At 69.5% G+C, this 14,634-nt stretch carries 11 protein-coding genes; 9 read left to right on the top strand and 2 right to left on the bottom strand.

Features of this window, described 5'->3' with window-relative positions:
* Positions 1-41: 41 nt before the first annotated feature.
* The 9 genes from ACI6GS_RS22125 to ACI6GS_RS22085 all read left to right on the top strand — a co-directional run bounded on the left by ACI6GS_RS22125 (position 42) and on the right by ACI6GS_RS22085 (position 11,398).
* A complete protein-coding gene (locus ACI6GS_RS22125; protein ID WP_439815645.1) occupies positions 42-914 on the top strand; it encodes an enoyl-CoA hydratase in 873 nt (290 codons plus the stop codon).
* Between the two features lie 4 nt (positions 915-918).
* Complete coding sequence (locus tag ACI6GS_RS22120; RefSeq protein ID WP_439815644.1) at positions 919-2,037, top strand: LLM class flavin-dependent oxidoreductase; 1,119 nt, start codon at positions 919-921, stop codon at positions 2,035-2,037.
* 54 nt (positions 2,038-2,091) lie between these two features.
* On the top strand, positions 2,092-3,006 hold the full coding sequence (locus ACI6GS_RS22115) for an SMP-30/gluconolactonase/LRE family protein (RefSeq protein ID WP_439815643.1): 915 nt from the start codon (positions 2,092-2,094) through the stop codon (positions 3,004-3,006).
* A gap of 379 nt (positions 3,007-3,385) precedes the next feature.
* Positions 3,386-3,475 carry a potassium-transporting ATPase subunit F gene (locus tag ACI6GS_RS22110; RefSeq protein ID WP_439815642.1) on the top strand — a complete coding sequence of 30 codons (90 nt, stop codon included), beginning with the start codon at positions 3,386-3,388 and terminating at the stop codon, positions 3,473-3,475.
* Positions 3,476-3,483: 8 nt separating this feature from the next.
* On the top strand, positions 3,484-5,199 hold the full coding sequence (kdpA, locus tag ACI6GS_RS22105) for a potassium-transporting ATPase subunit KdpA (RefSeq protein ID WP_439815641.1): 1,716 nt from the start codon (positions 3,484-3,486) through the stop codon (positions 5,197-5,199).
* Between the two features lie 12 nt (positions 5,200-5,211).
* On the top strand, positions 5,212-7,275 hold the full coding sequence (gene kdpB / locus ACI6GS_RS22100; protein WP_439815640.1) for a potassium-transporting ATPase subunit KdpB: 2,064 nt from the start codon (positions 5,212-5,214) through the stop codon (positions 7,273-7,275).
* An 11-nt stretch (positions 7,276-7,286) separates the two neighbouring features.
* Complete coding sequence (gene kdpC / locus ACI6GS_RS22095) at positions 7,287-7,862, top strand: potassium-transporting ATPase subunit KdpC (protein WP_439815639.1); 576 nt, start codon at positions 7,287-7,289, stop codon at positions 7,860-7,862.
* A gap of 171 nt (positions 7,863-8,033) precedes the next feature.
* Positions 8,034-10,715: an ATP-binding protein gene (locus ACI6GS_RS22090; RefSeq protein WP_439815638.1), complete on the top strand. Its 2,682-nt coding sequence runs from the start codon at positions 8,034-8,036 to the stop codon at positions 10,713-10,715.
* A complete protein-coding gene (locus ACI6GS_RS22085; RefSeq protein WP_439815637.1) occupies positions 10,712-11,398 on the top strand; it encodes a response regulator in 687 nt (228 codons plus the stop codon). Before ACI6GS_RS22090 ends, ACI6GS_RS22085 begins: the two co-directional genes overlap by 4 nt.
* Before the next feature lie 7 nt (positions 11,399-11,405).
* Here the strand turns inward: ACI6GS_RS22085 and ACI6GS_RS22080 are convergent, their stop codons facing one another.
* Positions 11,406-12,134, bottom strand: a complete 729-nt coding sequence (locus ACI6GS_RS22080; RefSeq protein WP_439815636.1) for a DUF899 family protein — start codon at positions 12,132-12,134, stop codon at positions 11,406-11,408.
* A 226-nt stretch (positions 12,135-12,360) separates the two neighbouring features.
* A complete protein-coding gene (locus ACI6GS_RS22075; RefSeq protein WP_439815635.1) occupies positions 12,361-14,439 on the bottom strand; it encodes a 3-hydroxyacyl-CoA dehydrogenase NAD-binding domain-containing protein in 2,079 nt (692 codons plus the stop codon).
* Positions 14,440-14,634: the final 195 nt, after the last annotated feature.

Below are 14,634 nucleotides of genomic sequence, written 5' to 3'. Positions count from 1 at the left end.
TGCGCGCCATCAAGGGATGAAACGCAGGACAGGAGGACAGGATGGGCGAGGCAACGGCAGTGCGGACCACGGGTGCGGCACCCCAGTTGCAGGACCTGCTCTATGAGCAGCAGGGCGGGGTCGCGATCCTGACCCTGAACCGGCCGGACCGGCTGAACGCCTGGACCGGCGCCATGGGGCAGAGCCTGAAGGCGGCGATGGCCCATGCGGTGGCCGACGACAGCGTGCGGGCGATCGTCCTGACCGGGGCCGGCCGCGGCTTCTGCGCCGGGGCCGACATGAACCTGCTTCAGGGCATCAAGCCGGACGGCCAGGGCGCCGGCTCGACCAAGGTTGCCGCGGCCGACTGGGCGACCGAGTTCGGGCCTGACGTGAAGGAGCACTTCCAGGGCGACTTCGGCTACTTCATGCGGACGCCAAAGCCGGTGATCGCGGCGATCAACGGGCCGTGTGCCGGCCTGGGCCTGGTCGTCTCGCTCTATGCCGACATGCGCTTTGCGGCGGCGTCGGCCGTGTTCACGACCGCCTTTTCGCGTCGTGGCCTGATCGCGGAACATGGCGTGGCCTGGCTGCTGCCGCGCCTGGTCGGCAATGCCAATGCCCTGGACCTGCTGCTGTCCGCGCGCAAGGTCGACGCGACCGAGGCGGAGCGCATCGGCCTGGTCAACCGCACGATCCCTGATGCCGAGTTCATGGCGACCGTGATGGCCTATGCCCAGATGCTGGCCAGCGAGGTGTCGCCGCGCTCCATGGCGGTCATGAAGGCCCAGGTCTTCGACGCCAATTTCTCCAGCTTCAACGAATCGCTGGCCAAGGCGGACGCCGAGATGAAGGGCAGCTTCGCCTCCGCCGACTTCAAGGAGGGTGTTGCCCACTTCGTGGAAAAGCGGAAGGCCAACTTCACCGGCCGCTAGACCCTTGGCCCACGCCAACCCCCTCTTCGGGCCCAACCGCCTGAAGCTGGGGGTGTTCGGCAGCAACGGCCCCGGGATCACCATGACCCGGGCGCCGCAGCTGTATCGCCCGACCTGGGCGAACACGGTGGCCGTGGCCCGCGCCGCCGATGAAGCCGGGCTGGAGGCACTGGTCCCCTATGCCCGCTGGCACCCGTTCGGGCCGCCCGAGCATCCGTCCGGCCACACGTTCGAGACGATGACCTGGGCCGCCGCCATGGCGGCGCTGACGCAGCGCATCTGCGTCATGGCGACCTGCCATGTGCCGATGTTCCACCCGATCGTGGCCGCCAAGCAGGGCATGACGATCGACCACGCCAGTGGCGGGCGCTTTGCCCTCAACATCGTATGCGGCTGGCTGAAGCCGGAACTGGACATGTTCGGCCTGGCCGTCCCCGAACCCGAAGCCCGCTATGCCCATGCCGAAACCTGGGTGGAGGCGGTCAGCCGCCTGTGGCAGCAGGAGGCGCCACTGGATCTGGCCGGCGCCGGCGGCATCGCTTTGGCCCAGGCGGTAGCCCAGCCCAAGCCGCTCCAGCGGCCGCGCCCACCCTTGATGAATGCCGGCAACTCGCCCCAGGGCATGCGCTTCGCCGCCCGGCACTGCGACATCGCCTTCGTCATGGTGCGGGAGATGGAGGCCGGCGCGATCCGGGCGCAGGTCGAGGACTACCGCGCCCTGGCCCGGTCCTTCGGCCGCACGCTTCAGGTCTGGGTCCACGCCATCGTGGTGCAGGACGACAGCCGCGCCCGGGCCCTGGCCGTCCTTGAGGACTGCGTCGGCGCGCAGGGGGACGAGGCGATGGCCCAGTCCTTCATCCGCTGGTTCGTGCCGGGCTTCGCGGCCCTGCCGGCCGAGGTGCAGGCGCAGGTCCGCTTCGGCATCATGGCGGGCGCCGGGGGCGCGCCCCTGCTGGGCACGGCGCACGATATCGCGAGCGACCTCGCCATGCTGTCGGACGCGGGCGTCGACGGCGTGCTGCTCGGTTGGGTCGACTACCTGGACGGCATTGCTCGCTTCAACCGGGACGTGCTGCCGCTGCTTGAACACGCTGGCTTGCGCGCGCCGGCGGCATGGCCATGATGCGGAGCGACAAGCCGCACTCGGCACCCAAGAACCAACAGGGAGGAAGAACCCATGGCAGTACGTCACCTGGCGAGCGGGCTGAAGTTTCCAGAAGGCCCGATCGCGATGCCCGATGGCAGCGTGATCCTGGTCGAGATCCAGAGCGGCAACCTGACCCGCGTCACGGCACAGGGCAAGGTCGAGGTCGTGGCCCATGTCGGCGGCGGCCCCAACGGCGCGGCGCTGGGGCCCGACAACCACGTCTACATCACCAATAATGGCGGCTTCGAGTGGGTCGAGCACAATGGCGAGGTGTTCACGACCGGCCAACCCTCCGCCGGCTACAAGGGCGGCTCGATCCAGCGGGTGAACCTCGCCAATGGCAAGGTCGAGACGCTCTATACCGAGTGTGACGGCGTCGGCCTGGTCGGGCCGAACGACCTGGTGTTCGACGCCCATGGCGGCTTCTACTTCACCGACCTGGGCAAGGTGTTCGGCCGGCAGCTGGCGCTGGGCACGCTCTACTATGCCAAGGCGGACGGCTCCGCGATCACGCCGCTGGCCTTCCCGCTGCTGACGCCGAACGGCACCGGCCTGTCGCCGGACGGCAAGACGGTCTATGTCGCCCATACGTTCAGCGGCTTCCTGCTGAAGTGGGACATCACGGCACCGGGCGTCGTCACCAGCGCATCGGGCGGCGGCGATATCGTCGGCAAGTCGGCGGGCGCGCACCGCTTCGACAGCCTGGCAGTCGAGGCGGACGGCCGGATCAGCGTCGCCACCCTGGGCAATCCCAAGGGCGGCATCAGCACCTTCACGCCGGACGGCGCGCTCGACTTCATCGAGTATGACGATTCGCACGTGACCAACATCTGCTTTGGCGGCAAGGACATGAAGACCGCCTTCATCACCCTGTCCGGCCACGGCAACCTGATCGCCGTCGACTGGCCCCGCCCCGGCCTGAAGCTGGCATACCAGGAGGTTTGAGCACCTGTTTAACCCTCCCCCGTCGCTTGCGATGGGGGAGGGCAGGGTGGGGGCGGGACGCAACGCTGAAGTCGCTGCCCAGGCCGCAGCGTCAGGATACCGCCCCCATCCCCCCCCATTGCTGCGGCACGGGGGAGGGGCCTGTTGCGCGGGCGGGACCCAAATCCCTATGACATTCCTATAGGGGGTGGGGCGGGGCGGCATCGCTTTCCTACGGGGGGCGGGGCCACGTTCCGGGGGCGGCGCGTATCGCCGTCCCGGTACACGAGGTTCCAATGCCTGCCCCGATCGGCGACCTGGCCATGGTCGCCCTGTTCCTGGCGTCCTTCGCCCTGTGCGCGGCCTATGTCGCCGCCTGTGCCCGGGCCTGAGGCCGCCCATGCTGTTCGATTATCTGTTGGGCGGCGGGGCGGCGCTGTTTGCCTTCGCCTACCTGATCGTGGCCCTGATCCGGCCCGAGCGGTTCTGAGGCCGGCCATGACCGTCAATGGCTGGATGCAGATCCTGCTCTTTGCCGCCCTGGTGGCCGCCTGCGTGCGGCCGCTGGGCGGCTTCATGACCCGCGTCTTCGCAGGCGAACGGACCTTCCTGTCCCCCGTCGTGGGCCCGGTGGAACGCCTGGCATTCCGGGCCGCCGGCGTCGATCCGGCGCGCGGCCAGCACTGGACCGGCTATGCGCTGGCCATGCTGGCGTTCAACCTTTTGGGCGCGCTGGTCCTCTATGCCCTGCTGCGGCTGCAGGCGGCGCTGCCCCTGAACCCGCAGGCACTGCCCGGCATGGCGCCGGAACTTGCCTTCAACACGGCGGTCAGCTTCACCACCAACACCAACTGGCAGTCCTATGCCGGCGAAAGCGCGCTGGGCAACCTGGCCCAGATGGCGGGCCTGACGGTGCAGAACTTCCTGTCGGCCGCGACCGGCATCGCCCTGTCGCTGACCCTGGTGCGCGGGTTTGCCAGGCGGGGCGGGGGCGACGGCACAATCGGCAATTTCTGGGCCGACGTGGTGCGGGCCACACTCTATGTCCTGCTGCCGCTGTGCCTGGTCTATGCCGTGTTCCTGGTGGCGCAGGGCGTGCCGCAGAGCTTCTCCGCCGCCATGTCGGCTACGACGCTTGAAGGAGCCAGCCAGACCATCCCCCTGGGCCCCGTCGCCAGCCAGGAGGCGATCAAGATGCTGGGCACCAATGGTGGCGGCTTCTTCAACGCCAATTCCGCGCACCCGTTCGAGAACCCGACGGCGCTGACCAACCTGGTCCAGATGGTGTCGATCTTCGCGATTGGCGCCGCCCTGACCAACGTGTTCGGCCGCATGGTGGGCGACGAGCGGCAAGGCTGGGCGATCCTGGCCGCGATGGCGGTGCTGTTCTTTACAGGTGTCGCGGTCGTCTATTGGGCCGAGGCATCGGGGACGCCGCTGCTCGCCTCCCTCGGCCTCGACCCCGCATCCGGCAACATGGAGGGGAAGGAGGTCCGCTTCGGCATCGCCAATTCGGCGCTGTTCGCCGTGATCACCACGGCGGCGTCGTGCGGCGCGGTCAATGCCATGCACGCCAGCTTCACGGCGCTGGGCGGCCTGGTGCCGATGCTGAACATGCACCTGGGCGAGCTGATCGTGGGCGGCGTCGGCGCCGGCCTGTACGGCATGCTGCTGTTCGTCATCATCGCGATGTTCGTGGCCGGCCTGATGGTCGGGCGCACGCCGGACTATGTCGGCAAGAAGCTGGAGGGGCGGGAGGTCAAGCTGACCATGCTGGCCATCCTGGTCCTGCCGCTGTCCTACCTGGGCTTCACCGCCCTGGCCGTGGTCCTGCCGCAAGGCCTGGCCGGCATCCTGAACCCCGGCCCGCATGGCTTCAGCGAGGTGCTCTACGCCTACAGCTCGGCCACGGCCAACAACGGCTCGGCCTTTGCCGGGCTGACGGCGACCTCGCCCTTCTACGCGGTCACTCTGGGGCTCGCGATGCTGATCGGGCGCTTCCTGATGATCGTGCCGATGCTGGCGGTCGCAGGCGCCCTGGCGGCCAAGCCCTGGGCCCCGCCATCGGCCGGTTCCTTCCCCACCCATGGCGGGCTTTTCGTGGGCCTGCTGGTGGCCGTGATCCTGATCGTGGGCGGCCTGACCGTCTTCCCGGCGCTGGCCTTGGGCCCCGTCGTCGAGCACCTGGCGCAGAGCGCCGGCACCCTGTTCTGAGGACCATTCGACATGAATGAGAGAGCACGGCGGGCGTCCATCGCGGACCCCGCCATCCTGAAGGCCGCCGTGACCGGTGCCTTCGTCAAGCTGGACCCGCGCGCCCTGGCGCGGAACCCGGTGATGTTCGTGGTCGGCATCGTGACCGTGCTGACCACGATCCTGCTGCTGCGCGACGTGGCGACGGGGGCGGCCGATATCGGCTTCTCCCTCCAGATCGTGCTGTGGCTGTGGTTCACCCTGCTGTTCGCCAACTTCGCCGAGGCCGTGGCCGAAGGGCGGGGCAAGGCGCAGGCCGCCTCCCTGCGCAAGACGCGGGTCGAGACGCAGGCCAACGTCCTGCTGGACCGCAAGACCGGCCAGACGACCCAGGTGCCGGCCGACCGGCTGAAGCCGGGCGACCTGGTCGTGGTCGCGGCGGGCGAGGTGATCCCCTCGGACGGCGAGGTGGTCGAGGGCATCGCCTCGGTCAACGAATCGGCAATAACGGGTGAAAGCGCCCCCGTGATCCGGGAATCGGGCGGTGACCGTTCGGCCGTGACCGGCGGCACGATGGTCCTGTCCGACCGCATCGTTGTACGCATCACGGCGGCGGCCGGCGACACCTTCATGGACCGCATGATCGCGCTGGTCGAGGGTGCGGAACGGCAGAAGACGCCGAACGAGATCGCACTGAACATCCTGCTGGCCGGCATGACGCTGATCTTCGTCATGGCGACGGTCACCATCCCGGCCTTTGCCGATTATGCCGGCGGCGTGGTGCCGGTGGTCGTGCTGGCGGCGCTGTTCGTGACCCTGATCCCGACCACGATCGGGGCGCTGCTGTCGGCGATCGGCATTGCCGGCATGGACCGCCTGGTCCGCTTCAACGTGTTGGCCATGTCGGGCCGCGCGGTGGAGGCGGCGGGCGATGTCGACGTCCTGCTGCTGGACAAGACGGGGACGATCACGCTGGGCAACCGCGTCGCCTCCGCCTTCGTTCCCGTGCCGGGGGTGGACGAGGCCGACCTGGCCGATGCCGCCCAACTGGCCTCCCTGGCGGACGAGACGCCGGAGGGACGCTCGGTCGTCGTGCTGGCCAAGGACCGGCACAACCTGCGCGCCCGCGACATGGGCGAGCTGCAGGCGACCTTCGTGCCCTTCACCGCCCAGACCCGGATGAGCGGCATCGACACCGCGAAGGGCGAGGTGATCCGAAAGGGTGCGGCCGACGCCGTCCTGGCCCATGTCCGTACCCTTGGCGGCACTCCGAACCTGGCCATGCCGCCGGCGCTGGCTCAGGCGGTCGAACAGGTGGCCAAGTCGGGCGGCACGCCACTGGTCGTGTCCCGCGATACCCGCCTGCTGGGCGTGATCCACTTGAAGGACGTGGTCAAGGGCGGCATCCGCGAGCGCTTTGCCGAGTTGCGCCGCATGGGCATCCGCACCGTGATGATCACGGGCGACAACCCCCTGACCGCCGCCGCCATCGCGGCGGAGGCCGGGGTCGACGACTTCCTGGCCCAGGCAACGCCGGAGGCGAAGCTGGCCCTGATCCGGGAGGAGCAGGCCGGCGGCCGTCTGGTCGCCATGTGCGGCGATGGCACCAACGACGCGCCCGCCTTGGCCCAGGCCGATGTCGGCGTCGCCATGAACACCGGAACCGTCGCAGCACGGGAAGCCGGCAACATGGTCGACCTGGACAGCGATCCGACCAAGCTGATCGAGATCGTGGGCATCGGCAAGCAGCTGCTGATGACGCGCGGTGCCCTGACCACCTTCTCGATCGCCAACGATGTCGCCAAGTACTTCGCGATCATCCCGGCCATGTTCGTGGCGTTCTATCCGCAGCTGGGCGCGCTCAACATCATGGGCCTGGTCAGCCCGCAAAGCGCAATCCTGTCGGCCATCATTTTCAATGCGCTGATCATCATCGGCCTGATCCCGCTGGCCCTGCGCGGCGTGCGCTACCGGCCCGTGGGGGCGGCCGCCCTGCTGCGCCGCAATGCGCTGGTCTACGGCCTGGGCGGCATCGCCGTGCCCTTTGTCGGCATCAAGCTGATCGACATGGCGGTCACCGCCATCGGCCTGGTCTGAGGAGACCCATCATGCTGAAGCTCATTCGCCCGGCCCTGGTCGTGTTCGGGGTCCTGTTCGTGATCACGGGCCTGGCCTATCCCGCCGTCGTGACCGGACTTGGCCAGGCGCTGTTCCCGGACCAGGCCGGCGGCAGCCTGGTCCGCCGCGACGACGGGACCGTGCTCGGCTCCCGCCTGATCGGCCAGGCCTTTGCCGACCCGCGCTACTTCCATGGCCGGCCATCGGCGGCGGGGGCTGGCTATGACGCCATGGCCTCCAGCGGCTCCAACCTGGGCCCCACGAGCAGGGTCCTGGCCGAGCGCACGGCCGCAGCGGTGGAGGCCGTGCGCGCGCAAGGGGTGGCGACCCCCGTGCCCGCCGACCTGGTCACGGCCTCTGCCTCCGGCCTCGACCCCCATCTCAGCCCGGAAGCGGCCCTGGTCCAGGTGCCGCGTGTGGCGGCCGCCCGGGGATTGGGCCAGGATCAGGTCCGCGCCCTGGTCACCGCCCACGTCCAGGGCCGCCTCCTGGGCCTGATCGGGGAACCCGTGGTCAACGTGCTCGACCTCAACCTCGCCCTCGACGCCGCCCAGCCGGCCGGCTGACGCGATGTCGTTCCATATGCGTGTGCTCTGCCCCTTCCCCCCTCGCGGGGGAAGGCTGGGATGGGGGGGCGGTGACGCCAACGCCGGCCTGGCAGAAGTCTGTACTGGCGTCGGCGCCCCCCCGCCCAACCCTCCCCCGCGAGGGGGGAGGGCTTTTGAGGCGGCTCAGTCATGAGCACTGCCGACGCCACGCGCCCGTCGCCGGAGGCATTGCTGCGGCGGGTGGCGCGGGAGGGGCGGGGGCGGCTCAAGATCTTCCTGGGGGCGGCGCCGGGCGTCGGCAAGACGTACGAGATGTTGACCTCCGCCCGCGCGCGCCAGCGCGACGGCACGGACGTCGTGATCGCCGTCGTCGAGACCCATGGCCGGGCCGAGACGCAAGCCCTGGTCGAGGGGCTGGAGGTCGTGCCCCGCCGCATCGTCTCCTATCGCGGGCAGATCCTGGAGGAGATGGACCTGGACGCCGTGCTGGCCCGCCGCCCGGCCCTGGCGCTGGTCGACGAACTGGCCCACACCAACGCACCCGGCAGCCGCCACCCCAAGCGTTACATGGACGTTGCCGAGCTGCTGGAAGCCGGCATCGACGTCTTTACCACCCTCAACATCCAGCACGTGGAATCACTGAACGACGTCGTGGCCCAGATCACCCGGATCCGCGTGCGCGAGACGGTCCCCGACAGCGTGCTGGACCAGGCCGACGATATCGAGGTGATCGACCTGTCCCCCGCCGACCTGATCCAGCGGCTGGCCGACGGCAAGGTCTACATGCCCCGGCAGGCGGAGCGGGCGCTGCGCCACTATTTCAAGCCGGGCAACCTGACGGCGCTGCGCGAGCTCGCCTTGCGCCGCACCGCCCAGCGGGTCGATGCGCAGCTGCTGGACCACATGCAGGAGAATGCGATCCCCGGCCCCTGGCCGGCGGGCGAGCGCGTGCTGGTCTGCCTCAGCGAAAGTCCCACGGGCGATACCCTGGTGCGGGCGGCCAAGCGCCTGGCGGATCGCCTGCACGCGCCCTGGATCGCGCTCTATGTCGAGACCAGGCGCTCGGCCAGCCTGTCGCTGGAGGAGCGCGACCGCATCACCGAGCTGCTGCGCCTGGCCGAGCGGCTGGGCGCGCAGACGATGAGCGTGCCGGGCCTGCGCGTCGCGGACGAGGTGCTGCGCATCGCGCGCGGCAACAACGTGACCCAGATCGTGATCGGCAAGTCCGCCCGGACGCGCCTGTTCGAGCTGCTGCACGGCTCGGTCGTGCGCGACCTGCTGCGGGAGGCAGGGCCGATCAGCATCCATGTCATGGCGACCGACGAGGCCCGGCCAAGCCCCAGCACGGCGGAGGCGCCGACCAGCGTGCGGCCGTGGGGCCTGGGGGCGCGGCCCCTGCTGGCCGCGTTGGGACTGGTCGCCGGCGCGCTGGGCGTCGCCCTGCTGGTCGAGCCGGCGCTGGGGGTCGAGAACGTCGACCTGGTGTTCCTGAGTGCCGTGATCGCGACCGGCATGCTGTTCGGCCTGCCGGCATCGATCCTGGCCAGTTTCGGGGCGACGCTGGCCTATAACTTCTTCTTCCTGCCGCCGTTCTACACGCTGACGGTCGCTGACCCGGCCAATGTCGCGGCCCTGTTCTTCTTCCTAGCGGTCGCGGCCCTGGTCAGCAACCTGGCGGCGCGCGTGCGCTGGCAGGCGCTCGCCGCCCAGCGTCGCGCCCGCACGACGGAGGCGCTCTACGCCTTCAGCCGCAAGATCGCGGGCGTGCTGACGCTGGACGACCTGCTCTGGGCATCGGCTCACCAGGTGGCGTCGATGCTGGGCGTGCGCGTCGTCATCCTGCTGCCCGATGCCGCCAACACCCTGTCGGTCGCGGTCGGCTATCCGCCAGAGGACCGGATCGAGGAGGCCGACATCGCCGCCGCCCGCTGGACGTTCGAGAACGATCGCGCCGCGGGGCGCGGCTCGGACACATTGCCGGGCGCGCGCTGCCTGTTCCTGCCGCTGAAGACCGCGCGCGGCGTCGTCGGCGTGCTGGGCGTCGACCGGGCGGGCGACGGGCCCCTGCTGGACCCCGACCAAAGCCGGCTGCTGGATGCCCTGGCCGACCAGACGGCAGTCGGGATCGAGCGCATCCACCTGGCCGAGGCGATCGACGCCGCCCGCGTCGCGGCCGAGGGGGAGCGCCTGCGCAGCGCGCTGCTCACCTCCCTCTCGCACGACCTGAAGACGCCGCTGGCCGGCATCCTGGGTGCGGCTACCGCCCTGACGGATTATGGCGACCTCTACGATGCGCCGGCGCGGCGCGACCTGGCCCAGACCATCCACGAGGAGGCGGAGCGGATGAGCCGCTTCGTCGCCAACCTGTTGGACATGACACGCATCGAATCGGGCGCCACCCGGCCCGACGTCCAGCTGGTCGACCTGGGGGAGGTGCTGGGCAGCACCCTGGCCCGGACGCAGCGCCTGCTGGCCGGCCGGCCCGTCGAGCTGGATGTGGCCGAGGGGTTGCCCCTGCTGCCGCTTGACCCCGTGCTGCTGGAGCAGGTCCTGTTCAACCTGCTGGACAATGCGGCACGCTATACGCCCCAGGGTGCCGCCGTGCGCATCCTGGCGCGGGTCGAGGGGCCGGCGGTCGTCCTGCAGGTCCTGGACGAAGGGCCCGGCATTCCGGAGGCGGACCTGGGACGGATCTTCGACAAGTTCACGCGCGGGGAGCAGGGCGACCGCAAGACGGGCGGCACCGGCCTGGGCCTGGCGATCGCCCGCGGCTTCGTGGAGGCGATGGGCGGCACGATCGCGGCCGGCAACCGTGCCGACCGGACCGGGGCGGCCTTCACGATCCGCCTGCCTTTGCCGCCGGCGCCATGAGCAGCGGCACGCGCCTTCTGGTGGTCGATGACGAGGCGCCCATCCGCCGCCTGCTGCGCACCAGCCTGGGTCCGCAGGGCTATGCCGTGGCGGAGGCGGCGGACGCTACCGCAGCCCTGGCGGCCATCGCGGGCGAGGCCCCCGACATCATCCTGCTGGACCTGGGCCTGCCCGACATGGACGGCCTGGACCTGCTGCGCCGGATCCGGGCGGGCAGCCGCGTGCCTGTGGTCGTCCTGTCCGCCCGGGGCGAGGAAAAGGCCAAGGTCGCCGCCCTGGACCTGGGCGCCGATGACTATGTGACCAAACCATTTGGCATGGCCGAACTGGTCGCGCGCCTGCGCACCGCCCTGCGCCACCGCTACCAGGCCGCCGGTGCTGCGCCCGTGTTCGAGGATGGCGACCTGAAGGTCGACCTGGTGCACCGGCGGGTGACGGTCGCGGGGGCCGAGGTCCACCTGTCGCCCAAGGAATACGCCATCCTGCGCCTGCTGGTGATGCACGCGGGCAAGGTCCTGACCCACCGCATGCTGATGGAGGAGGCGTGGGGGCCGCGGGGCGACGTGCAGTACCTGCGGATCTATGTCCGGCAGCTGCGCCAGAAGATCGAGCAGGATGCCGAGCGCCCCGTCCACATCCTGACCGAAACCGGCGTCGGCTACCGCCTCCACGTCCCGGATTAGGGGCGGTTCAGCCCTTGGGATAATCCAGGCTGGGGTACCAGTCGGGGGCGCGGCCGTGGGGGGTCATGTCCAGGATGGTCCACAGGGGCATGATCTCGGGCGCACCGCGGGGGTCCTGGCCGGGGTCCTGGGTGCCGTCGCCCATCTCGTCCGCCCAGAACAGGCGGATGGTGCCGTCCGCGCCCTTGCGGAAGACGTTGAATGCGGCCCAGTCCTCCCCATCCGGCCCTTCGCCGTGATAGTCGCGGGCAAAACGGCTGCCAGCACTGGAAAAGAGCCGGAGGTGGCGCCAGCCGCGCTCCTGCTTGAACGCGACCTGCCGCTCGATGGGTGAGCTGCCGATGATCGCCAGCGGTACCTGCCGCGCGATGTCCCGCGCCTCGCCGTCCAGGGCCGTCAGCATGCTGGTGCACATGGGGCAGGGCCGTTGCCGCTTGGGCCCGTACATCCAGAAATAGGTGACGAGGGTGTCGCTGTCCCCGAACATCTGCGACAGGCGGATCGGCTGGCCGTCCTCGCCGGTCAGGACGTAGTCCTCCGGCACCACGCCGCCGGGCGGCAGCGCGCGGCGCATGCGGGCCACCGCCTCGATCTGCCGGCGGAGCGCAATCTCGGCCGCCAGCAGGTCGATCCGGGCCTTGCGATAGTCCGGGCTGTCATTGGGATTGGGCCGGTTGAAGCGCGCCGCAAGCTCGGCCGCAGGCACCAGGTCATCGTGGCTGGTCGTGCCGTCCATGGCGGGTCCTCCCTTGACTGATTGTCTTTGGCAACCAGTCTGCGCCGGCGCGCGCGGGAAGGAAACCCCGGAGCTGATCCGGTGTCATCTGCTCCGACAAGGACAACCTCATCCCGAGGTGCGGAGCGAAGCGCAGCCTCGAAGGATGGGCAGCCTCGCGCTGGCGGCCCATCCTTCGAGGCCCTTCGGGCGCCTCAGGATGAGGTGGAATAGTGCCTCAAGTGGCCTACAGGTCGCGGAAGGACTTGCCCTCGGCGACCAGCTTCTCCAGCAGGGCGGACGGCTTGAAGTCGTCGCCATGCTTGGCCTGCAGCTGCTTCAGCACGTCCAGCACCTTGGGCAGGCCGATGGTATCAGCATAGAACATCGGCCCGCCGCGATAGACCGGCCAGCCATAGCCGTTGATCCAGATCACGTCGATGTCGGAGGCGCGGATCGCCTTGCCTTCCTCCAGGATCTTCGCACCCTCGTTGATCATCGGATAGATCGTGCGCTCGATGATTTCCTCGTCCGAGATCGCGCGGGTGTTGATGCCCTGCTTCGAGGCGAAGTCGGCGATCACCTTCTCCACGACCGGCGACGGCTTGGCATTGCGCTGCGCGTCATAGTCGTAGTAGCCGGCCCCCGTCTTCTGGCCCCGGCGATCCATCTCGCACAGGATCTCGCGCAAGGTGGACGACTTCGACGTCGCCTTGTTCCAGCCCACGTCCAGGCCCGCCAGGTCCGACATGGCGAACGGCCCCATCGGCATGCCGAAGTCGTAGAGCACGCGGTCGATGTCCCAGGGCAGGGCACCTTCCAGGACCAGCTTCTGCGCCTCGCGCTGGCGCTGGGCCAGCATGCGGTTGCCGACGAAGCCGAAGCAGACGCCGACCAGCACCGCCACCTTGCCGATCTTCTTCGACAGGGCCATGACGGTGGCGATGACCTCCTTCGAGGTCTTGTCCCCGCGCACCACCTCGACCAGCTTCATGACATTGGCGGGCGAGAAGAAGTGGGTGCCGATCACCGATTCCGGGCGCTTGGTGGCTGCCGCAATCTCGTTCACGTCGAGATAGGAGGTGTTGGAGGCCAGGATCGCGCCCGGCTTGGCCGTGGCGTCCAGCTTCGCGAAGATCTCCTTCTTCAGGTCCATGTTCTCGAACACGGCCTCGATCACCATGTCGACATTGGCCAGCGCGCCGAAGTCCAGCGTGCCGGTCAGCTTGCCCATGCGCTCGTCGACCTGGGCCTGGGTCAGCTTGCCCTTCTTGGCCGTGTTGTCGTAGTTGCGCTTGATGGTGGCCAGGCCGCGGTCCAGCGCCTCCTGGCTGGTCTCGACGATGGTGACGGGAATGCCGATGTTCGCGAAGTTCATCGCGATGCCGCCACCCATCGTGCCGGCGCCGATCACGCCCAGCGTCTTGACCGGCAGGGTCGGCGTATCGGCCGGCACGTCGGGGATCTTGGCGGCCGTACGCTCGGCAAAGAACGAATACTGCTGGGCCTTGGCCTGGATGCCGGTGACCAGTTCCTGGAACAGCGCGCGCTCGGCCTTCATGCCCTCGTCGAACGGCAGGTTCACCGCCGCCTCGATGCAGCGGATATTGTGATCCGGCGCCATGAAGCCACGGAAGCGCTTGGCGTTCGCCTTGCGGAAATCGGCAAAGATCTCAGGCTTTCCGCGTGCCGACTCGACCTTCTCGTTCAGGTCGCGGACCTTCTTCAGTGGCCGCTTCTCGGCCACGATCTTCTTGGCAAAGGCGATGGCGCCCTCGCGCAGCTTGCCTTCCTCGGTCAGTTCGTCGACCAGGCCCGCGGCCAGGCACTGCTTGGCGGGCACATGCTCGCCCGAGGTCACCATCTCCAGCGCGCGTTCCGGCCCCACGATGCGGGGCAGGCGCTGCGTGCCGCCGGCGCCGGGCAGCAGGCCGATGTTCACTTCCGGCAGGCCGCACTTGGCCGACGGCACGGCCACGCGGTAATGGCAGGTCAGCGCCACTTCCAGGCCGCCGCCCAGGGCCGTGCCGTGGATCGCGGCCACGACCGGCTTGGGCGCGTTCTCGATCATCTGCTGCACGTCGAACAGGCTGGCGCCGCGCGGGGCCTTGCCGAACTCCGTGATGTCGGCGCCGGCGATGAAGGTGCGGCCGGCGCAGATGATGACGACCGCCTGCACGCTCGCATCCTCGATCGCGCGGCTCATGCCGTGGAACAGGCCGTCGCGCACGGGGAACGAGAGCGCGTTCACCGGCGGCGAGTTGATGGTCAGGACGGCGATGCCGTCCTCCGTCACCAGGTCCGTCACCTCGTTGATCGCCGCCATGTCGTCGTCCTCCGCTGGCCCCGGTCTGCTGGCCGGTCCGCCCGTTGTCTCAAGGGCGCGGAGCATAGACCGCACGGGCGGTAGAAAGCGACCCCCTCGCGCGCGCACGCACGGGCGGCGGGTGCGGTGTGCGCCACGGTTGATGTTCGGCCGCCGACAGGCCACCCTGGAACAGCGTGGGTTCCGGGCAAGGGG

This window comes from Zavarzinia sp. CC-PAN008 (assembly GCF_051903925.1).
Classification (GTDB): Bacteria; Pseudomonadota; Alphaproteobacteria; order Zavarziniales; family Zavarziniaceae.
This window is presented reverse-complemented; position numbering and strand designations above follow the sequence as displayed.